The organism is Sphingomonas sp. GW821-FHT09E03, assembly GCF_059416225.1.
In genome coordinates this window covers 109447-130301 of the sequence record NZ_JBWKOS010000003.1, presented here as the reverse complement: position 1 = coordinate 130301, position 20855 = coordinate 109447, and the positions used below count along the sequence as shown (strand labels likewise).

The following is a 20855-nucleotide window of genomic DNA, read 5'->3' as shown; positions in this document are numbered from 1 at the left end:
ACGGTTGTCAAAGGCACCCTGCACATACCAGCGAATGGGTGAGATCAGCTACAGGCGGCAACAATCCCCGCCCAATCGACCTCGCTGATCACCCGCACGCCGAGATCGGCCGCCTTTTTCAGCTTCGAGCCAGCGTTGGCGCCAGCGATGACCAGGTCGGTCTTGGCCGATACCGAGCCAGAGACGCGGGCACCCAGGGCCTCGGCCTGCGCCTTGGCCTCGTCGCGGCTAAGGGTCTCGAGCGTGCCGGTGAACACCAGCGTCTTGCCGCTGACTTCGGATGCGCGGGTCTCGAACAACAGGTCGGACGGGGTCACCTGGCTGAGCAGGTCCGCGACAGCTTCCTGGTTGTGCGGCTCGGCGAAGAAATCGACCAGGGCGAGCGCGACCTCGGGGCCGACCTGCTTGGTGTCGACCACCGCGGCGAGCAGCTTGGCCATGCGGGCGAGATGCTTGTCCTCCGTCTCGCCGAGCGCGGGCGGGGTGGCGTCGCGGACCTCGATCGCGCGGCTGACCATCTCGGTGAGCGCGGTCCAAGTCGTCCAGCGGCGGGCCAGGTCGCGCGCGGTGATCTCGCCGATGTGGCGGATACCGAGCGCGAACAGGAAGCGGTCGAGCGATGGTGCGCGCTTGGCGTCGATCGCCGCGACCAGGTTGCGCGCGGACACCGCGGCCCAGCGTTCGCGGGCGAGCAGCGCGGCTTCGGTGACGCGGAAAATGTCGGCCGGTGTTGCGATCAGGCCGTCGCGGAAGAAGCTCTCGATGTTGGTAATGCCGAGCCCTTCGATGTCGAGTGCGTGGCGCGACGCGAAGTGGCGGAGGCGCTCGACGCGCTGCGCCGGGCAGATCAGCCCGCCCGAGCAGCGCCAGTCGACCTCGCCGGGCTCGCGCTCGGCGGCCGAGTTGCATTCGGGGCAATGAATGGGGAAGGGCCAGGGCTCGCGCGCATCGTCGCGGCTGAGATTCTCGGCGATCTGCGGGATGACGTCGCCGGCGCGCTGGATGACGACGCGGTCGCCGGGGTGGACGCCGAGACGGACGATCTCGTCGGCATTGTGGAGGGTGGCGTTGGTGACGACGACCCCGCCGACGGTGACCGGCTCGAGCCGCGCGACCGGCGTCAGCTTGCCGGTGCGACCGACTTGAATGTCGATCGCGCGCAAGGTGGTCTGCGCCTGCTCGGCGGGGAATTTGTGCGCGATCGCCCAGCGCGGTGCCTTGGCGACCTGGCCGAGCCGGGCCTGCCAGTCGAGCCGATCGACCTTGTAGACGACGCCGTCGATGTCGAAGGGCAGATCGGCGCGGCGAGCTTCGATGGCGCGATAGGCGGCGAGCGCATCGGCGGCGGTTGCGGCACGCGCGAAGCCTTCGGCGATCGGCAGGCCCCAGGCCTGGATCTGGGCGACGACGCCGGCCTGGGTGTCGGCAGGCATCGCCGAGGTCTCGCCCCAGCCGTGGGCGAAGAAACGCAACGGGCGGCTGGCGGTGACGCGCGCATCCTTCTGGCGCAGCGAGCCGGCGGCGGCGTTGCGCGGGTTGGCGAACTGGCGGGCCTTGGCGGGATCGGCGGCTTCGGCGAGCAGGCGCGCGTTGAGCGCGGCGAAATCGGCCTTGGCCATGTAGACCTCGCCGCGGATCTCGAACACGGCGGGGGCGTCGCCGGCGAGGCGGCCCGGGATGTCGGCGATGGTGCGGACATTCTCGGTGACATCCTCGCCGACTTGGCCGTCGCCGCGGGTGAGCGCCTGGACTAGCACGCCGGCCTCGTAGCGCAGCGAGCAGGACAAGCCGTCGATCTTGGTTTCGGCGGTGAGCGCGACCGGCTCGTCATCAGCGAGGCGCAGGAAGCGACGGACGCGGGCGACGAATTCCTCCACCTCCTCGTCGGAGAAGGCGTTATCGAGGCTCATCATCGCGCGGGCATGGGCGACCTTGGCGAGGTGGCCGGCCGGCGCGGCGCCAACTTGGCGGCTCGGCGAATCGGCGCGGACCAGATCGGGGTAGGCCGCCTCCAGCGCGGCGTTGCGGCGGACGAGGGCGTCATAGTCGGCGTCGCTGATCTCGGGGGCGTCGTCCTGATGGTAGCGGCGGTTGTGGTGCGCGATCTCGGCGGCAAGCGCTTCAAGTTCAGCGGCGGCCTGATCGGCGGGAGGGAGCGCGGCGGTCATCGTTCAGCGGGGTAGGGTAGGCATGGCAGGGTCGGCAAGGGGCGCGTTAGCGGTGCAGCCACCAGCCCGGGTAAGCGGCGACAATTACCGCGGAGAGGATCATCACCTCCATCATCGGTCGGCACGCGAAGGTGGTCATCGCCTCGATCGACTTCAGGGTGTTGCGCCCGGCGGCGACCAGAGCGGCAAGGCACCAGGCGAGCAACAGCCCGGCGGCGCTCGCATGGCGCAGCAGCGTATCGACCGCGAGCAGCGTGATCAGGACAAAGGCGCCGGCAGAAACCAGCATCATCGCGCCGCCCAGCGGCCGCATCGCTCGCGCCGTGCGCGAGTGGTGGCCCTGACGTAGCATCGGGGGCGGGCTCGTCGTGCTGATCATGCGTATCTCCTCAACGGACCTCGTTGACCTGGATCAATGAGTAATACGCGCCAGCGGGGATATTTGGCCCGTCTCATCGCTTTTCCCTGCAAACAGATGGAGAATGCGCATGACCGATGGAGCCAGCCGCCGCGACGTGATGAAGGTTGCCGCCGTGACCGGGATGGCCGCCGCCGCGGCACCCGCATTTGCCCAGACCGCCCAGCCACTCGCCGATCCGACAACCAAATATCCCTCGCAGCCGTTCGCCGAGCAGCGCCAGAAATGGCCCGCCTTGCAGCGCGACATGAACCCGGTGCCGGATAGCGGTGAGCGCAGCTACAAGGGATCGGGTCGGCTGACCGGGCGCAAGGCGCTCGTCACCGGCGGTGATTCGGGCATTGGTCGCGCCGCGGTGATCGCGTTCGCGCGCGAGGGCGCCGACGTCGCGATCAACTATTATCCGACCGAGGAGCCGGACGCGCAGGACGTCGCCAAGCTGCTGCGCGCCGAGGGGCGGAAGGTGGTGCTGATCCCGGGCGATCTCACCGACGAGAAGTTCTGCCGCGACCTGGTGGCGCGCGCCAACCGCGAGCTCGGCGGGCTCGACATCCTCGTCAACAACGCCGCCTATCAGCAGTCCAAGGCGTCGATCTTCGAGATCAGCTTCGAGCAGTTCGACCGGACGATGAAGACCAATCTCTATGCTATGTTCCACCTGTGCAAGGCGGCGATCCCGCTGATGAAGCCGGGCGCGTCGATCATCAACACCGCCTCGGTCAATTCGGTGAGCCCGGAAAAGGAGCTGCTGGATTATGCCACCACCAAGGGCGGCATCCTGATCTTCACCAAGGCGCTCGCCAAGCAGCTCGCCGAGAAGGGTATTCGCGTCAACGCGGTGGCGCCGGGGCCGATCTGGACGCCATTGCAGGTCGCCGGGGGCCAGCTGCCGGGCGAGATGGGCAAGTTCGGCCAGGACACGCCGCTCGGCCGCGCCGGGCAGCCGGCGGAGCTCGCCGGGCTGTATGTGACACTGGCGGATCCGGCGATGAGCTTCACTAGCGGCAGCCTGTTCGGCGCGACCGGCGGAACTGGGGTGGCATAGGCCTGTACCCTCGATCTATTCACCGTCATCCCAGCGAAGGCTGGGGTGACGGATCGTGACTGCGCGTCAGGCCGTCTCCAGCAGCCGATCCGCTTGGGCCCGGGCCTCGTCCGTCACCGTCGCACCGGACAGCATCCGCGCGATCTCCTCGCGACGTTCGGCCTCGGCGAGGACGCGGACGCCGGTGCGGGTAACGGTGCCGTCGTGGCTCTTGGCGATGAGCAAATGCTCGGCGCCGCGGGCGGCGACCTGGGGCGAGTGGGTGACGACGAGCAGCTGGGTGCGCTCGGCCAGTCGCGCGAGGCGCTCGCCAATGGCGCTCGCGACCGCGCCGCCGACACCGCGGTCGATCTCGTCGAAGATCATCGTCGCCGCGCCGCCGACTTCGGCGAGCGCGACCTTGAGCGCGAGGATGAAGCGCGACAGCTCGCCGCCTGAGGCAATCTTGGCGAGCGGCGCGAATGGGGCGCCGGGGTTGGTCGCGATCTCGAACTCGACGCGGTCCTTGCCCGCGCCCGACCAGCCCTCGGTGCCAACGTCGACCACGGTGGTGCGGAAGCGCGCGGCATCGAGCTTGAGCGGCGCGAGCTCACCGGCAACCGCAACATCGAGCCGTTTGGCGGCGGCGTGGCGACGGGCGGAAAGAATCGACGCCGCGGCGTCATAGTCGGCGCGAGCGGCGGCGACCGCGGTCTCGAGCACGGCGATGCCGCCTTCGCCGGCCTCTAGGCGCTCGAGTCGCGCGGTCAGTTCCTCGGCGAGCGCTGCGAGATCGTCGGGCTGGACGCGGTGCTTGCGCGCCATCGCGCGCAGCTCAAACAGGCGTGTCTCGTCGTCCTCGAGTGCGCGGGGGTCGTAATTAAGGTCGCGGCGCGCCTCGCGCAGGCTGTCCTCGGCGGCGGTGGCCTCGATCACCGCGCGATCGACCGCGGCGAGCGCTTCGCCGAGCGCTGCATGGTCCTCGGCAATCCGCTCGAGCACCCGCGCCGCCTGCCGCAACTGGGCCAAGCCGCCGTCGGAGCCTTCGAGATAGTCGTCGATCGCCTCGAGCTCGGACGCGATCTTCTCGGCGCGTTGCATCGAGCGGCGCTTGTCGGCGAGCGCCTCCTCCTCGCCGGGCTCGGCGGCGAGCGCGGTGAGTTCGCCGACGGCGTGCTCGAGCCACTCACGGTCGCGCGCGGCGGTGTCGATGTCGGCGCGGGCGTCCGCCAGCCTGGCCTCGGCGGCGCGCAGCGTGGTCCAGGCGCGTGCGGTGTCGCCGGGATCCACCCGGCCGAAGCTGTCGAGCAGCGCGCGATGGCCGCGGGGGTTGAGCAGGCCGCGATCGTCATGCTGGCCGTGGATTTCGACCAGCATCGGCGCCATCTCGCGTAGCAGCGCGGCGCCGGCAGGCTGATTGTTGACGAAGCCGCGGCTGCCGCCGTCGGCCTTGACGATGCGGCGGATCAGCAGTGGCTCGCCGAACTCGAGCTCGATGCCATTGTCCTCGAGCAAGGCAGCGATCGGGCCGGCGGGCGGATCGAAGGTGGCGGTTACCACCGCCTGGGTGGCGCCATGGCGCACCAGTCCGGTTTCGCCGCGGCCGCCGAGCGCGAGGCCCAGCGCATCGAGCAGGATCGATTTCCCGGCGCCGGTTTCCCCGGTGAGCACGTCGAGTCCGGCCCTGAACTCAAGGTCCAACGCCTCGATCAGGACGACGTCGCGAATGGCCAGCGCGGTCAGCATCGCCGCCGATATAGCGTGCCGCGCGGCAATGTTGATCCCTAAACGTTCCGATCGTGCGGAATGATGATCGTTAAACGGTGCCGGCTTACGACGAAAGTTGTGTTTGGCCGCTCGTTCCGGGCGGATCAGGTCGTGGGCGTGCCGGCGGGCGTGATCGGCGCCGTGCTGCCGGCGCCGCCGCTGGGGCTTGCCGGAGTCGGCGCGCCGGGGGCCTCGGCCGTCGGCGTCGCGGTGCCCGACGATCCCGGCAGCGCATTGCCCTGAGTGCCGAGCGAGCCGGGCGTGCCGCGCGGGACCGCTTCCTGCCCGGGGGCAAGCGCGGCGACGGCCTTGGGCGGATGCTCCTGCATCAGCTTGTAGGCGTGGGCATACCAATCGCTGCCGGGATAATTGTGGCCGAGCACCGCGGTAGCGCGCTGAGCCTCCTGCGGCACGCCGAGCTCGAGATAGGTCTCGGTGAGGCGCATCAGCGCCTCGGGCGTGTGGGTGGTCTGCTGATACTGGTCGATCACGGTGCGGAAGCGCATCGACGCGGCGAGCCACTGACCGCGCGTCTCGTAGAAGCGCCCGATCTCCATCTCCTTGCCGGCGAGGTGATCGTTGACGAGATCGATCTTCAGCCGCGCGTCCGAGGCGTAGCGCGTGTTCGGGTAGCGGCGGGTGAGCTCGCCGAGCGCGTCGAGCGCCTGGCGGGTGATCTTCTGGTCGCGGGTGACGTCCTTGATCTGCTCGTAATAGCTCAAGGCGACCAGGTAATAGGCATAAGGCGCATCGCGATTGCCCGGGTGGACCGAGAGGAAGCGTTGCGCGGACTGGATCGACTGGGTGTAATCGTTGCCAAGATAATAGCTGAACGCGCTCATCAGCTGCGCGCGGCGGGCCCAGACCGAATAGGGATGCTGGCGCTCGACCTCGTCGAACAGGATCGCAGCCTCCTTGTAGCGGCCCTGATCCAGCCGGCGCCGCGCCGTCGAGTACAGCGTGCCGACATCGCGAGCGACATAGGGCGTGTCCCCCTTGGCACGGTTGCGGGCGCAGCCGGCGATGGGAAACGCGACGGCGGCGATCAGCGCGAGAGACAGCGCCTTGGACTGGGGGATACGCATCGGCCTTGCTCTTAGCGTAAGGGGGTGGCGGCGAACAATCCCCCGCGTTACGCGTTCGGCGTTCGCGACCCACGAAAGGATTCCCATGCCTGCCAAGCTGCTCCACACCCATCGCGTCGAAAAACCCTGGGGGCGGCATGACCTTGGCTTCGGCTTCGAGGACGCGCCCGCCGGCGGCGACCCGATCGGCGAGATCTGGTTTCAGGAGCCGGGCGACACCACGCCGGACCTGCTGATCAAATATCTGTTCACCGGCCAGAAACTGTCTGTGCAGGTGCATCCCAACGACGAAGAAGCGCACGCCCGCGGGCTGCCGCGCGGCAAGGACGAGTGCTGGACGATCCTGTCGGCCGCCGACGATTCGACGATCGCGCTGGGCCCCAAGGCACCGATCACGCAGGACAAGTTGCGCGCCGACGCGCAGGACGGCTCGATCGAGGAGGATCTCGATTGGGTGCCGGTGAAGGCCGGCGACTTCTATTACGCGCCCTCGGGGACGATTCATGCGATCGGCGGCGGACTGACGCTGATCGAGGTGCAGCAGAACTCCGAGACGACCTATCGGCTGTACGATTACGGCAGCGATCGCGAGTTGCACCTCAAGGACGGCGTCGCGGTGTCGCATCTGACGCCGTACCAGCCGATCACCTCGCCCGGCGTGGTGAGCGACGACCGTAAGATCCTGGTCGAGGGCCCTAAGTTCGTGCTCGAGCGCTGGACTGCGGGCACCCATGCGGTGACGCTGCCTGAGGGCAAGACGGCGTGGATCGTGCCGATCACCGGATCGGGCGAGGTCGGGGGCGTTGCGTTCAAGGCGGGCGAGTGCGTGACGATGACCGGCAGCGAGACGGTGACGACCAGCGCCGACGCCGATGTGCTGTTCGCCTATCCGGGCGTGACGCGGGTCTGATTCGGGCCGCCCCTGCCGGATGATGCGGCGTGCCGGGGCGGGCAGGGGCGGGCGTTAACCGGCAGGAGCTATGATGCGCGCCATGTTGCGCATCCTGACCCTGTCGACGCTGTTTCCCGACGCGACCCGACCCAATTTTGGCGTATTCGTCGAGCGCCAGACGCTCGGCTTCGCCGCGCAACCGGGCGTCGCGGTCACGGTGGTGGCGCCGATCGGCGTGCTGCCACCGCCGCTGACGCGGTTGCTGCGTCCTGCGTTCCTGGACGTGCCGGCACGCGAGCGCTGGAAAGGGCTCGACGTTCATCGGCCGCGTTTTATCGCGTTGCCGGGAACCGGCGGGCGCTGGCATGCCCGCCTGCTCGCACGCGCGCTGGTGCCGGTGCTGGATGCGATCCGCGACGACGCCGGCTTCGACGTGATCGACGCCTCCTTCTTCTTCCCCGATGGGCCCGCCGCGGTGGCGCTCGGGCGGCGCTATGGCGTGCCGGTGTCGATCAAGGCGCGCGGAGCGGATATTCATCATTGGGGGCGGGCGGCGGCGACGCGGCGTCAGGTGCTCGCGGCGGGGCAAGCCGCCGACGGGTTGCTCGCGGTGAGCGAGGCGATGCGGGCGGATATGGTCGCTCTCGGCATGCCGGGCCCTAGGATCAGGGTGCATCATACAGGGATCGACCGCGATCGCTTTTGTCCGGGGGACCGGGCGGCGCTCAAGCAGGGGCTGGGCGTTGCCGGGCCGCTGGTGCTGTCGCTCGGGGCGCTGATCCCGCGCAAAGGGCATGACGTGGTTATCGAGGCGGTGGCGAGGCTCGCGGGCGTGACGCTGATCGTGGCCGGACAGGGGCCCGAGCACGGCCGGCTGGCGTCGCTGGCAGCGCGGCTGGGTGTCGCCGATCGGGTGCGGCTGATCGGCGCGGTGCCGCATGCGGCCCTGCCTGAACTGTTGGCGGCGGCGGACGTGATGGCGTTGGCGTCGGCATCAGAAGGGCTGGCCAACGCCTGGGTGGAAGCGCTGAGCTGCGGGACGCCGATCGTGATCACCGATGCGGGGGGCGCGCGCGAGGTGGTGACGAGCGAGGCGGCCGGCCGGGTGGCCGACCGCGCGCCGATCGCCTTCGCCGGCGGCATCGCCGACTTGCTGGCCATGCCGCCGGCGCCCGATGCGGTCCGGGCGACCGTGACGGGGTTCAGCTGGGAGGCGAATGCCACGGCGCTGGCCGCGCATCTCGCCCGGCTGGTGGCGGGCGGTCAGGCGTCGAGCGGGTAGAGCGCCGCGGCAATGGGGCGGCCTTCGCTGCGCAACACGCCCCAGGCGCGGGCGGCGGCGCGGCTATCCATCGCCTCGATGCCGATGTGCCGAGCCTCCAGTGCCTTCACCAGCGCGGCCGGTGGCCGCACCAGCGTGGCGCCGGTGCCGATCAGGATAAACTCGGGCTGCATTGCGACCAGCGATTGCAGATGCTCGATCGCGAGATCGCTGAACGCGGGCGGCGTCCAGTCAGTCGCGGCCTCAACCGTCATCAGCAGTGCGCGGTGCGCGGTCTCACCGACCCGGAAGCCGGTGCCGGCGAAGGCGCGGATGATCGGGCCGCCCGAGGGAGGCGAGTCCTCACTCATCCGCACCTCAGCGGTCCCGCGGCCCGACCCGCTCGGCATTGTCGATCGACCGGTCGGCGCCCTTGGCGGGGCGCGGATCGGCACGGAGGCCGAGGGTGATCAGCAGCGACGACGACACGTAGATCGACGAATAGGTGCCGACGACGATGCCGAGGATCATCGCCGCGGTGAAGCCGCGCAGCACGTGACCTCCCAGGAACAGCATCGCCACCAGCGCGAGCAGGATTGTCACCGAGGTCATCACGGTACGCGGGAGCGTCTCGTTGACCGAGAGGTTGATGATCTCGCGCATCTCCATCTTGCGATAGCGGCGCATGTTCTCGCGGATACGGTCGTCGATTACGATCTTGTCGTTGATCGAATAGCCGATGATGGTGAGCACCGCGGCGACGATGTTGAGATCGACCTCGAACCCCGTCAGCGCGAAGAAACCGAGCGTCATCAGCAGATCGTGGACGATGGCAACGATGGTGGAGACGCCGAACTGCCATTCGAAGCGCACCACGGCGAACAGGCCAATGCCGAGGATGGCGAGGATCACCGCGAGCGCGCCATGCTCGATCAGCTCGCCCGAGACCTTGCCCGAGACGGTGGAGTAGCGCGAGAAGGTGGCGCCGGGGAACTGCTGGCCGAGCGCGGTTTCCACCTTCTTGACGACGGCGTTGGTGGCGCCCTCGTCGGCCCCCTGCTGGACGGGGAGGCGGATGGTCAGCGTCCGCGGATCGCCGAACTGCTGGAGCGAGGCTTCACCGACATTGAGGCGGTCGACGGCGCTGCGCACCGCATCCTGGCTCGGCGGGGTGGCGAACTTTTCCTCGATCATCAGGCCGCCGACGAAATCGACGCCAAAATTGAGGTGCTTCACCGCGACCAGGCCGATCGCGAGCACGCTGAGCAGCAGGGTCAGGCCGAAGGCCACCCCGCGCAAGCGGACGAAATCGATGTTGGTGTTGTCGGGGACGATCTTGAGCAGTTTCATCGGTTCACTCCGTCACCCCGGCATGCGCCGGGGTCTCGTTGTCACGGGGAGACCCCGGCGCGCGCCGGGGTGACGTATGCTGGGTAAGGGACGACGCGGGCCGGATCATATGTTGATCGTCTTCGGCTTGTTGCGGCGGATCCACAGGGCCACGAGCATGCGGGTGAAGGTGACCGCGGTGAACACCGAAGTGACGATGCCGATCAGCAGCACCACCGCAAAGCCCTTCACCGGGCCCGACCCGAGCACGAACATGATCACGCCGGAGATGCCGTGGGTCATGTTGGCCTCGAAGATCGTCCGGCTCGCTTCCTTATAGCCGAGCTCGACCGCCTGGACGACCGAGCGGCCGCGGCGGCGTTCCTCACGGATGCGCTCGTTGATCAGCACGTTGGCATCGACCGCGGTGCCGATGGTGAGCACAAAGCCGGCGATACCAGGGAGGGTGAGGGTGCCGTGGAGCACCGCGAGCACGCCGAGGATCACGAACACGTTGATGATCACGGCGAGGTTCGCATAAAGGCCGAACCGGCCGTAGGTCAGGAACATGAAGGCGACCACCAGCGCGACTGCGACCGCGCAGGCGAGGATGCCGGCGCGGATCGAGTCCTTGCCGAGATCCGGGCCGACGGTCGATTCCTCGATGACCTTGAGGCCGACCGACAGCTTGCCCGAGCGTAGCGCGATCGCGAGCTGGTTGGCGCTCTCGACCGTGAAGTTGCCCGAGATGGAGGCGGAGCCGCCAAGGATCGGCTCGTTGATATTGGGCGCCGAAATCACGCTGTTATCGATGATGATCGCGAACGGCTTGTTGACGTTCTGCTGCGTCACCCGCGCGAAGCGGTTGCCGCCATCGGCGTTGAAGTTGATGGTGATGTTGGGAAGGTTGGTCTGCGGATCGTAGGCCTGGCGCGCATCGGCGAGCTGGTCGCCCGAGATGATCACGCCGCGCTTGACCGCGATGAACGGCGGGCCGGCAGGGTTGCCCGGATAGGGCAGCACCTGGCTGCCGATCGGGGCGATGCCCTTGGCGAGATCCGCCGGGTTGGCGTTGGTATCGACCAGCTTGAACTCGAGCTTGGCGGTCTTGCCGAGCAGGTCTTTCAGCGCCTGCGGGTTCTGCAGGCCGGGGACCTGGACGACGATGCGGTTGTCGCCTTGGCCGACGACGGTCGGCTCTCGGGTGCCGAGCTCGTCGATACGGCGGCGGACGACGTCGCGCGCATCGTCCATCGCGGTCTTCACCGCCTGGGTGAGGCCTGCCTTGGTGGGGGTGACGACGAAACGGCTGGTGTCGACCACCGTGATGTCCCACTCGCGCTGACCGGTCATGCCCGCGCCACCGCCGGTGATGCCGAGCAGGCGCTCGCGCGCGGCGTCGACCTGGCTTGGGTCGCGCAGCAGGAAGGTCAGCTGGTTGTCGCGGGTGGATATGTCGCCGATCGCGATGCGCGGCGTGCCGTTGCGCATCGAGCCCTGTATCTGCTCGCGCATCGCCTCGATACGGCTGTTGGCGAGATCCTGGGTGTCCGCTTCGAGCAGCAGGTAGCTGCCGCCGGCGAGATCGAGCCCCTTGTTGATCCGCGGGTGCACCGGCCAGCTGTTGGTGATGCTTTCGGGCAGGAAGCTCGGAACCGCCAACGCGCAGAGCACCGCGAGCAGCGTCCAGATCGAGACGACCTTCCAGCGAGGAAAATCGAGCATCAGTCGTTCGCCGGCTTCGAATTGGGGCTGGTCACCTCAGTGAGGGTGGATTTGACCACGCGGACCCGGGTGTTGGGGGCGATCTCGACCTCGACGAAGCCGTCCTCGACCTTGGTGACCTTGCCGACGATGCCGCCAGCGGTGACCACGGTGTCGTTTTTCTTCACCGCCTCGACCGACTGCTGGAGCAGCTTCATGCGCCGCTGCTGCGGGCGGATCATGAGGAAGTAGAAGACGATGAAGATCAGGAACAGCGGCGCAAGGCTGATGATCGAGGCGAAACCGCTCGATTCACCGGTGGCGCCTGCGACCTGGGCATAAGCTGGGGAGATGATCATCTTGTCCGTGCATGGCTGATCGGCAGGAAAAATGTCCCCGCCCGTGAAGCGTCGCGCGCTAGCATTGGTGGGCCGCGCGCGCAATCATTCCGCCAATTGCGGGCGCTTCGCCGATCCGCGCTTGCATCGCTGCCGACACCGGCCTAGAGGCCCGCGTTCTGGATGACCGGCGAGCTGCTCGCGGGTTTCCAGCCGGTCGGGGCGTAGCGCAGCCTGGTAGCGCATCACACTGGGGGTGTGGGGGTCGCAGGTTCGAATCCTGTCGCCCCGACCAATTCATCTTCTCGGACTGACGTCCCGTTGAGCCTTTTTGCTGGCGGGGCGTAGATGTTCGGGCGACTGCTCCCAATAATCCGACGCTGCTGTCATCCTGAACTTGGTTCAGGATCCATGACCTGCACTGCCCGCGGGCTTGCGACGCGGGATGGGCGATGGATGCTGAAACGAGTTCAGCATGACGGTCGAACAGGGTGTCGCTAGCGGCGCAGTCAGCGCTGGACGACGTCGCGCTTCATCGGCGCAAGTTTCGCGAGTAGACGGTTCTGCGCGGCGAACGGCACATGCTCCTGGCGCATCGCCCATTGCAGATTTTCCACCAGCGCGCCCATGTCGGCCATCTGCAGCCCCATGTTGGTGTGCGCGTCCTTCATGGTTCGCCCCGAATACTCGCAGCCGCCATTGAGGATGTAGCAGAATTGCTCCTTCAGCGTGCGGCGCAGGCGTACCAGATCCTGGTTGCGGAAGATGTCGGCGATGCGCGGGTCGGCGACGTTGCGGGCGACGAAGCGATCGATCAGCCGGTTGACGCCGTCGCTGCCGTGAAAGGCATGCCACATGCCGTTGCCCGCGAACGGCGTGGCGCCGGCATTGGCGTTGCCATGCGCGTAGGGTGCAACCGCCTCCTCGCCGGGCGGGGTTGCCACCTGGGCGGCGAGGGCGAGGGCGAGCAGGATCGACACGAACATTCCTTCAGAAGGCGGTCTGGAGCGACAGGAACAGCCCGCGCTGATCCTTGACGGTGGCGATGTCGCCGAGATCGACATAGGCGGCGGTGAGCGACACGTGGCGCTGCACCGCCCAGGCGGCGAACAAATCGTACGCGTCATCTTCCTGCGCGAAGCCGAGCCGATCGGGCTTGGTGCGATACTCGCCGCCGACCACCAGCCGCGACGACAGCATGTAGCCCGCCGAGCCTTCAAATTGCGCGGTGCGGGCGTTGCGGCCGTCGGTGCCGAAGCCGAGCAGGCCGAACTGGTTGGCCTTGGTGAAACGGACGGTGCCGTTGAGGACGAGGCTTTGCGCGAGCAGCAGCTTGGTGGCGGCGACATACAGGTCGGTGCCCTCGCTCTCGCGGCCACCAACCGCATGGATCACCGCCGCCTTCTCGGCGATATGGTGCTGAACGCCGATGCTGATCTGCGGCAGCAGGCGGTCCTGCGCCCAGACCGCGTCGCCTGCAATCCGCAGCTTGGCGCCGACCACGTCCTGCGCGAAGGTAAAGCCGCGGCCCAGCCCGAGAGCGGCGCCGGCGGCGCGGGTGTCGAAGCTCTGGTGAGCGTATGAAACCTCCAGCCGATCGAACACGCCGACCGCGGCGCCATAGCTCTTGAGGGTGAAATCGGGCAGTGCGACGAGCGTCGCATGGGCGCTGCCGCCGATGCCGTCGCGGGTCTCGTTACCGGCGATCACCGCCCAGCTGGCCAGCCCGCCGCCGGCGGCGCCGTCTACCGTGGAGACGCCGTTGGTGAGCAGTAGCTTGCCGCCGGCGCGATGCTCCTCGGCCAGTGCCGGCGCGGCCGTCACCGCCGCCACCAGCAGCGAAATTGCCATGATTCTATCGTGGGTTAGGATCCGTATCATTGCCGACCTGATTAGCCGCGCTGTGGTTGCCAGCCGGTAAAACCCACCTTTACGAACGGTAAACGACGTTGAGCTACAGGCAGGCGATGTCGCGCTTCCTTGCCCCCTTCGTCGCCCTCCGCTGGTTCGCTGCCGGAGGGCTCCTGATGCCGGCGATCGCGGCGGCGGCGCCGGTGACGGTGATTGTCAAGGGACCGGACGGACGCCCGCTCGCCGATGCGGTGGTCTCGGTGGAGGTGCCGGGCGGAGCCGCCGCGGTGCCACGGGGTCCCTACATGGTCCAGCAGCGCGATATTGCCTTCGAGCCGCACGTGCTGGTGGTGCCGGTTGGCGCGTCGGTGGGCTTTCCCAATCGCGACAAGGTGCGCCACCACGTCTATTCCTTCTCAAAGCCGCGCAAGTTCGACCTCAAGCTCTACGGCCGCGACGACCAGCGCGCGGTGACGTTCGACAAGCCCGGGGTGGTCGCGCTCGGCTGCAACATCCACGACCAGATGAGCGGCTTCGTCTATGTCACGGCGACGCCGTTCGCGGCGGTGACCGACGCTGCCGGGCGGGTGGCGCTTACCGGGGTGCCGGCCGGTGCGGTGACCTTGCGGGTCTGGCATCCATCGATTCGCGCCGCGGGCAACACGCTCGCGCAGCCCAAGATCGTCGCCGCCGCCGGGCTGGCGACCACCGTCGCGATCCAGCGTTGACGATGCCGCCCTTCTGGTCGCGGTTGCGCTTCCGCTCGCTGCGGACGCGGCTGGCGGTGCTCTATGCCGCCTTGTTCGGGGTCGCGCTGATCGGCATTGCCGGGGTCACCCAGGTCATCGTCCAGGATGCGGCGCGAACCTCGGTGATGGCGGAACTGGCCGCGAGCGGAACGGTGTATGACCGGCTGTGGGCGTTACGCGAGCGATCGCTGGCGAGCGCGGCCGACGTGCTGGCGCATGACTTCGGCTTCCGCAGCGCGATCGCCAGCGGAGACCGATCGACCATCGACAGTGCGCTGGTCAGCCTGCGCAACCGGGCGGGCGTGCCGCTGGCGATGGTGGTGGACCAGGATGGCGCGGTGATCGGCGTCCACGGGCCGCTCGCCGCAGCCGTGGGGCAATTGCCGTTCGTCCTCGCCGACGGGCGTCGCGATGCGGTGATCACGGTCGACGGTGCGGTGTATCGGATCATCCTATCACCGATCCTAGCACCGACCGAGATCGGCTGGGTGGCCTTCGCGATCCGGCTCGACGGCGGCGAGATGCGCAGCCTCGAACGATTATCGGCGATCCCGCTCACCGCGACGATCCTGCAGCGCACGGCCGACGGCCATTGGTCGGCGGCGGACGGTTCGGTACCGGCCAATCTCCAGCTCGACCGGCTGGTTCGCGAATCGATGGGCAAGCGAACGCTGACGACGCTCGACCTGCCTGGCGGCGCCGCCTTTGCGCTGGCAAAGCCGCTTCATGGGCCGGCCGGGGACGCCTCTGCGGCGTTGCTGATCCGCTACCCGCATGGCGCCGCCCTGGCCCAATACCGCCCGCTGCAGATCGGCATCGGGCTCGCCGGGCTGATGGGGCTGATCCTGGTCCTGCTCGGCAGCGGTCGGCTCGCCAGCAGCATCGCTCGCCCGATCGCGGTGCTCGATCGGGCCGCCAAGGCGCTGGAGGCCGGCGAGCATACCGAGGTGCCGGTGGAAGGCGCGGATGAAATTGGCCGGCTGGCGGACAGCTTCAACCGGATGTCGGCGGGGATCGTCGAGCGCGAGCATCGCATCACTCACTTGGCCTTCCACGATTCGCTGACCGGGCTCCCCAACCGCGTGTCGTTCCGCCAGGCGCTGGAGCAGGCGATCGCGCGCGCGGCGCGGACCGGGGGCGAGGTGGCGGTGCTGTGCCTCGACCTCGACGGTTTCAAGGGCGTCAACGACACGCTCGGCCATCCAGTGGGCGATGCGCTGCTGCGGCAGATCGGCGCATTGCTGGTGGAGATGGTGCCGGACGGCATGGTCACGCGGCTGGGCGGCGACGAATATGCCATCGTGCTCGCCAACGGCTTCCTTGCCGATCGACCTCGTGTGCTCGCGCAGCAGATCGTCGACGCCTTGCAGGAGCCGTTGCAGGCGGCAGGCCATGTGATCGCCAGCGGCACCAGCATCGGCATCGCGATCGGTCCGGTTGATGGCGACGACGCCGACCTGCTGCTCAAGAACGCCGATCTCGCGCTGTACCGCGCCAAGCAGGACGGCCGCGGCACCTTCCGCTTCTTCGAGCCGGCGCTCGACGAGGCCGCGCGCAAGCGCCGCCAGCTCGAGCTCGACCTGCGCAAGGCGCTCAAGAACAACGAGTTCCAGCTCAACTTTCAGCCGATCGTGGCGCTGAAGGACGATGCGATCAGCGGCTTTGAGGCGCTGCTGCGGTGGAACCACCCGAGTCGCGGTCGCGTGTCTCCGACCGAGTTCATCCCGGTCGCCGAAGAGACGGGGCTGATTGTCGCGATCGGCGAGTGGGTGCTCCACCAGGCCTGCCGTGCCGCCGTCGAATGGCCCGATCACGTGCGCATCGCGGTCAACGTCTCGCCGCTGCAGTTCCGCAACACCGGCTTCCAGACCATCGTGCTTCAGGCGCTGGCGCAGAGCGGGCTGGCGCCGGGTCGGCTCGAGATCGAGATCACCGAATCGGTGTTCCTCGACGGCGAGGGGCCGGTAGTGGCGATGCTGCACCGGTTGCGCGACATGGGCGTGCGGGTGGCGCTGGACGATTTCGGCACCGGCTATTCGTCGCTGAGCTACCTGCGCAAATTTCCGTTCGACAAGATCAAGATCGATCGCTCGTTCGTCACCGCGGTGGCCTATGACGACAGCGCCGCGGCGATCGTGCGGGCGATCGTGCAGCTTGCCGAGGCGCTGCACATGGAAACCACCGCCGAGGGCGTGGAGAGCGACGACCAGCTCGCCCGGCTGCGCGGGCAGGGATGCAGCAGCATCCAGGGCTATCTGTTCAGCCGCCCGCTTGCCGAGGATCGGATCGAGGCGCTGTTCGACCGCTGCACCGAGCAGGATGCGGTGAGCCGCGCCGCCTGAGGCGACGCGAATGCGACGCCCACGGGCATTTAGTGCTGTCCTACAGCGAACCTCTATGGTTCGCTCGCCTCCTGATCTGGGAGGCTGGCATGACCATCGAGCAACTGATCGACGAGGTGATCGACCGGGAGGGCGGCTATGTCGACCATCCCGCGGACAAGGGCGGCGAGACCAATTGGGGGATCACCGTCGCGGTGGCGCGGGCACAAGGTTATGCCGGTGCGATGCGCACCTTGTCGCGCGGCGAGGCGGTGGCGATCTACCGGCGGATGTACTGGTTGCGACCGGGGTTCGACCAGGTGGCGCGGCGCTCGTTCCAGATTGCCGCCGAGCTGTTCGACACCGGCGTCAACATGGGCCCGGCGGTGGCGGCGTCCTTCCTGCAGCGCGCGCTGAACGCGCTTAACCGCGGCGCCGCGGATTATCCCGACGTGCCGCTGGACGGTGCGGTGGGCACGCGCACGCTGGCTGCTTTGGACGCGTTCATGGATCGCCGTGGAGCGGGGGCCGGCCGGGTGTTGGTCAAGGCGATGGAGGCGCTGCAGGGCGAGCGATACCTCGCGTTGGCCGAGCGGCGGCCGGCAAACGAGGCATTCCTTTATGGCTGGCTGGCCAACCGGATCGGTTAATGGGCATCGACGCGGAGGATGAGACGATGATCATCATGCCTGGGGGCACGAGGGCGGCGGCGGCGCTGATCGATCGGGTGGTGGCGGATCCGGCGGCACGTGAGGCGGCCAAGATCGAACTGCTCAAAATAGCGGCGCCGAAAGCCGATACCGATGCCTGGACGCGGCGGGCGCGGCCGGCGTTCCTTTACGTGATGTATGCATTGCTCTTGTGGTCGATCCCGATGGGGCTGATCGCCGCGGTGCGGCCGGCGGCGGCGGCGGCGATCGCGCAGGGGATGACCGCCTATCTCAACGGTATCCCCGAGCCGCTCTATGCGCTCTTCGGGACCGGCTATCTCGGCTATACGGTGGCGCGCAGCTGGGGCAAGGCGCGCGGCGTGGAGCGCTGAGCGTGCTTGCGTTGTAACGGCGAGGGGCTTTGCAACTGCGCGGGGCGCCACCCATATGCCGCGCATGCACGGAAATGATCCACACGCCATGCCCGTCTGGCATGGCACCACCATTCTTTCGGTCCGGCGCGGCGGCAAGGTCGTCATCGCCGGTGACGGCCAGGTATCGATGGGGCAGACGGTGATGAAGCCTAATGCCCGCAAGGTGCGACGGCTGGGTGACGGCTCGGTGATCGGCGGCTTCGCGGGCGCCACCGCCGATGCGTTCACCCTGTTCGAGCGGCTCGAGGCCAAGCTCGAGCGCCACCACGGCCAGCTGATGCGCGCCGCGGTGGAGCTCGCCAAAGACTGGCGCACCGACAAATACCTCCGCAACCTCGAGGCGATGATGATCGTCGCCGACAAGGAGGTGACGCTGATTCTCACCGGCAATGGCGACGTGCTCGAGCCCGAGGCGGGCATTGCCGCGATTGGATCGGGCGGCAATTACGCGCTCGCCGCAGCGCGCGCGCTGGTCGACTATGAACCAGACGCCGAGACGCTGTGCCGCAAGGCGATGGGGATCGCGGCGGAGGTGTGCGTCTACACCAACGACCGGCTGACGATCGAGACGCTGGATTCGGTGAACTGAACCGTCGCCCTAGCGAAAGCTAGGGCCTCCATGTTGTTACGGACCCCTGTGGCACGAGATCCCAGCTTTCGCTGGGATGACGAACATTGATCTCGGTGTGACCGGGATAAGAGGTAGAATGAACGAGAATTTGACTCCCAAGGCAATCGTCGCCGCGCTCGACGCGCACATCATCGGCCAGCGTGACGCCAAGCGGGCGGTGGCGGTGGCGATGCGCAACCGCTGGCGGCGGCAGCAGCTGTCCGCCGACCTGCGCGACGAGGTGACGCCCAAGAACATCCTGATGATCGGGCCCACCGGTTGCGGCAAGACCGAGATCAGCCGGCGGCTGGCGAAGCTCGCCGACGCGCCGTTCGTCAAGGTCGAGGCGACCAAGTTCACCGAGGTCGGCTATGTCGGCCGCGATGTCGAGCAGATCGCGCGCGACCTGGTCGAAGAGGCCATTCGGCTGGAGAAGGAACGCCGGCGCCTGGCGGTGAAGGACAAGGCCGAAGAGGCGGCGATGGCACGGCTGCTCGATGCGCTGGTCGGCAAGGATTCGAGCCAGGCGACCCGCGAATCGTTCAAGCAGCGGTTCCGCGACGGCCATCTCGATCAGACCGAGATCGAGATCGAGCTGGAGCAGGCGCCGCAGACGCCGTTCGAGGTGCCCGGCGGCGGCGCGCAGATGATCAACATCTCCGAGATGATGAAGTCGTTCGGCGGCGGCCAGCAGCTCAAGCGGCGCAAGGTGACGGTACGCGCGGCGTGGGACAAGCTCGTTGAGGAAGAAGCGGACAAGCGGCTCGACCAGGACGAGGTGAGCCGCACTGCGCTGGCCGATGCCGAAGCCAATGGCATCGTGTTCCTCGACGAGATCGACAAGATTGCCGTCAGCGACGTGCGCGGCGGTTCGGTGAGCCGCGAAGGCGTGCAGCGAGACCTGCTGCCGCTGATCGAGGGCACCACGGTGGCGACCAAATATGGGCCGATGAAGACCGACCATATCCTGTTCATCGCCAGCGGCGCCTTCCATGTCGCCAAGCCGTCGGACCTGCTGCCCGAGCTACAGGGGCGGCTGCCGATCCGCGTCGAGCTGAAGGGCCTCACCGAGGAGGATTTCATCGCCATCCTGTCCGATACCAAGGCGTCACTGCCGGCGCAGTATAAGGCGCTGATCGCCACCGAGGGCGTCGACATTGACTTCACCACCGATGGCATCGCCGCGATCGCGCGGATCGCCGCCGAGGTGAACGGGCAGGTCGAGAACATCGGCGCGCGGCGGCTGCAGACGGTGATGGAAAAACTGCTCGAAGAAGTGAGCTTCGATGCCGAGGACCGTACGGACCCGGTGACGGTAGATGCGGCCTATGTCGACCGGCAGCTCGCGAGCATCGCCAAGAACACCGATCTCAGCCGGTTCGTGCTGTAGGCCTGTAGCTGTCGACTGTCATCCCAGCGTCCGCCGGGATGACGGATGCGGGATACCTGCTATTTTTTGTCGTAGGGCGTGAAGCGATCGAGCCGGCAAGAGGCCGAGGGGATGCTCATCCCCGGTTCGATCGTGCGGAAGCGATCATTGTGGCACAATTGGCTGCCGTAGACATCGACGATCATGGTGGCGAGCGGGCGCAGCCCGGGACACGTGCCGACCGGGCCGGTACGCCAGATCCGCTTGCCAGACTGCCGATAAAGGATGGTGTGATCGTCGACGATCTGCGGGCCATTGGTGGCGCCGGGAGCCAGGCTGATGCATTCGACCGGCGCGCCGGAAACGCGGCCGGCGAGCGGATCCGACTTGTTGGCGGCGAGCGCCAGCGCCAGCACGGCGAGGGTCAGGCCCCGCTTGAGAAGCGGGCTCACGAGCGCGGCTTGCGATAGGGGGTGAATTCACCCAGCCCGCAGCCGCCACTCGGGATGCGCGAGGTTTGCGAGACAGTGCGTGCAATGTCGCCACTGCACAACTGGCCGGTCGGCGACACGGTGACGAGGATGTCGCCGCGCGTGACGTCCTCGCAGCCCGGCGCCTCGACGCGATATTTGAGGTTGCGACCTTCGACATAGACCAAGGTCGAGCCATAGCCTTTGAGCTGCCGCGAGCGGTAGTTGGTCAGGCACGATACCGGCTGGCCGGGCTCCAGCCCGGCGAGCTCCTTGGCCAGGCCCTGCTGGCTGGCAGCGTCCGACCGGGCGACGGCGGCCTGCTGCGCCGGCGTCAGCGTGCAAGCGCCCAACATCGCGAGCAAGGGGACAATCAGGTAGCGCATGGTCGACCTCCAGTGGCGTAACGCACGAT

21 protein-coding genes and 1 tRNA gene are annotated in these 20855 nt (G+C 67.8%); 10 read left to right on the top strand and 12 right to left on the bottom strand.

Annotation, left to right across the window (positions count from 1 at the left end):
• Window positions 1-44: 44 nt before the first annotated feature.
• On the bottom strand, window positions 45-2168 hold the full coding sequence (ligA, locus tag AC07M8_RS08460; RefSeq protein WP_495173907.1) for an NAD-dependent DNA ligase LigA: 2124 nt from the start codon (window positions 2166-2168) through the stop codon (window positions 45-47).
• A gap of 46 nt (window positions 2169-2214) precedes the next feature.
• Window positions 2215-2547: a hypothetical protein gene (locus tag AC07M8_RS08455; protein ID WP_495173906.1), complete on the bottom strand. Its 333-nt coding sequence runs from the start codon at window positions 2545-2547 to the stop codon at window positions 2215-2217.
• Window positions 2548-2656: 109 nt separating this feature from the next.
• Here AC07M8_RS08455 and AC07M8_RS08450 point away from each other — a divergent pair, with 109 nt between their 5' ends.
• Complete coding sequence (locus tag AC07M8_RS08450) at window positions 2657-3631, top strand: SDR family oxidoreductase (RefSeq protein WP_495173905.1); 975 nt, start codon at window positions 2657-2659, stop codon at window positions 3629-3631.
• A 66-nt stretch (window positions 3632-3697) separates the two neighbouring features.
• Here AC07M8_RS08450 and recN read toward each other — a convergent pair whose 3' ends face one another.
• Both recN and AC07M8_RS08440 read right to left on the bottom strand, forming a co-directional pair.
• Window positions 3698-5356, bottom strand: coding sequence for a DNA repair protein RecN (gene recN, locus AC07M8_RS08445; protein WP_495173904.1), 1659 nt, complete (start codon window positions 5354-5356; stop codon window positions 3698-3700).
• 125 nt (window positions 5357-5481) lie between these two features.
• A complete protein-coding gene (locus AC07M8_RS08440) occupies window positions 5482-6462 on the bottom strand; it encodes an outer membrane protein assembly factor BamD (protein WP_495173903.1) in 981 nt (326 codons plus the stop codon).
• A gap of 85 nt (window positions 6463-6547) precedes the next feature.
• Between AC07M8_RS08440 and AC07M8_RS08435 the strand changes: the two genes are divergently transcribed.
• Together AC07M8_RS08435 and AC07M8_RS08430 are read left to right on the top strand one after the other, a co-directional pair.
• Entirely contained in the window at window positions 6548-7372 is an 825-nt protein-coding gene (locus AC07M8_RS08435; RefSeq protein WP_495173902.1) for a class I mannose-6-phosphate isomerase, read from the top strand.
• Between the two features lie 82 nt (window positions 7373-7454).
• The gene (locus AC07M8_RS08430; RefSeq protein ID WP_495174268.1) at window positions 7455-8636 is read left to right on the top strand and encodes a glycosyltransferase; all 1182 of its coding nucleotides are present in this window, start codon (window positions 7455-7457) and stop codon (window positions 8634-8636) included.
• On the opposite strand, the gene AC07M8_RS08425 is transcribed toward AC07M8_RS08430, so the two are convergent.
• The 4 genes from AC07M8_RS08425 to yajC all read right to left on the bottom strand — a co-directional run bounded on the left by AC07M8_RS08425 (window position 8618) and on the right by yajC (window position 12007).
• Window positions 8618-8986, bottom strand: a complete 369-nt coding sequence (locus AC07M8_RS08425) for an Mth938-like domain-containing protein (RefSeq protein WP_495173901.1) — start codon at window positions 8984-8986, stop codon at window positions 8618-8620. The genes AC07M8_RS08430 and AC07M8_RS08425 overlap by 19 nt on opposite strands.
• Window positions 8987-8993: 7 nt before the next feature.
• Window positions 8994-9965 (bottom strand): protein translocase subunit SecF, encoded by a 972-nt coding sequence (gene secF, locus AC07M8_RS08420; RefSeq protein ID WP_495173900.1) that lies wholly within the window; start codon window positions 9963-9965, stop codon window positions 8994-8996.
• 105 nt (window positions 9966-10070) lie between these two features.
• Complete coding sequence (gene secD / locus AC07M8_RS08415; RefSeq protein ID WP_495173899.1) at window positions 10071-11669, bottom strand: protein translocase subunit SecD; 1599 nt, start codon at window positions 11667-11669, stop codon at window positions 10071-10073.
• Window positions 11669-12007: a preprotein translocase subunit YajC gene (gene yajC / locus AC07M8_RS08410; protein ID WP_495173898.1), complete on the bottom strand. Its 339-nt coding sequence runs from the start codon at window positions 12005-12007 to the stop codon at window positions 11669-11671. The genes secD and yajC overlap by 1 nt, the downstream gene beginning before the upstream one ends.
• Before the next feature lie 197 nt (window positions 12008-12204).
• On the opposite strand from yajC, the gene AC07M8_RS08405 reads away from it, so the two are divergent.
• Window positions 12205-12281 (top strand) — tRNA-Pro (locus tag AC07M8_RS08405).
• Window positions 12282-12495: 214 nt separating this feature from the next.
• Here AC07M8_RS08405 and AC07M8_RS08400 read toward each other — a convergent pair.
• On the bottom strand, window positions 12496-12972 hold the full coding sequence (locus AC07M8_RS08400) for a group I truncated hemoglobin (protein WP_495173897.1): 477 nt from the start codon (window positions 12970-12972) through the stop codon (window positions 12496-12498).
• Window positions 12973-12976: 4 nt separating this feature from the next.
• A complete protein-coding gene (locus AC07M8_RS08395) occupies window positions 12977-13837 on the bottom strand; it encodes a DUF3034 family protein (RefSeq protein WP_495173896.1) in 861 nt (286 codons plus the stop codon).
• Window positions 13838-13953: 116 nt separating this feature from the next.
• Here AC07M8_RS08395 and AC07M8_RS08390 point away from each other — a divergent pair, with 116 nt between their 5' ends.
• The 6 genes from AC07M8_RS08390 (at window position 13954) to hslU (ending at window position 19991) form a co-directional block, all read left to right on the top strand.
• Window positions 13954-14565 carry a methylamine utilization protein gene (locus tag AC07M8_RS08390; RefSeq protein WP_495173895.1) on the top strand — a complete coding sequence of 204 codons (612 nt, stop codon included), beginning with the start codon at window positions 13954-13956 and terminating at the stop codon, window positions 14563-14565.
• Between the two features lie 2 nt (window positions 14566-14567).
• On the top strand, window positions 14568-16928 hold the full coding sequence (locus AC07M8_RS08385; protein WP_495174267.1) for a putative bifunctional diguanylate cyclase/phosphodiesterase: 2361 nt from the start codon (window positions 14568-14570) through the stop codon (window positions 16926-16928).
• An 89-nt stretch (window positions 16929-17017) separates the two neighbouring features.
• Complete coding sequence (locus AC07M8_RS08380) at window positions 17018-17557, top strand: glycoside hydrolase family 108 protein (protein WP_495173894.1); 540 nt, start codon at window positions 17018-17020, stop codon at window positions 17555-17557.
• A gap of 26 nt (window positions 17558-17583) precedes the next feature.
• Complete coding sequence (locus tag AC07M8_RS08375) at window positions 17584-17949, top strand: 3TM-type holin (RefSeq protein WP_495173893.1); 366 nt, start codon at window positions 17584-17586, stop codon at window positions 17947-17949.
• A gap of 88 nt (window positions 17950-18037) precedes the next feature.
• A complete protein-coding gene (hslV, locus tag AC07M8_RS08370; protein ID WP_495174266.1) occupies window positions 18038-18580 on the top strand; it encodes an ATP-dependent protease subunit HslV in 543 nt (180 codons plus the stop codon).
• Window positions 18581-18698: 118 nt separating this feature from the next.
• Window positions 18699-19991 carry an ATP-dependent protease ATPase subunit HslU gene (gene hslU / locus AC07M8_RS08365; RefSeq protein WP_495173892.1) on the top strand — a complete coding sequence of 431 codons (1293 nt, stop codon included), beginning with the start codon at window positions 18699-18701 and terminating at the stop codon, window positions 19989-19991.
• Between the two features lie 59 nt (window positions 19992-20050).
• Here the strand turns inward: hslU and AC07M8_RS08360 are convergent, their stop codons facing one another.
• A complete protein-coding gene (locus tag AC07M8_RS08360) occupies window positions 20051-20386 on the bottom strand; it encodes a hypothetical protein (protein WP_495173891.1) in 336 nt (111 codons plus the stop codon).
• Between the two features lie 32 nt (window positions 20387-20418).
• On the bottom strand, window positions 20419-20826 hold the full coding sequence (locus AC07M8_RS08355) for a hypothetical protein (RefSeq protein WP_495173890.1): 408 nt from the start codon (window positions 20824-20826) through the stop codon (window positions 20419-20421).
• Between the last annotated feature and the right edge of the window lie 29 nt (window positions 20827-20855).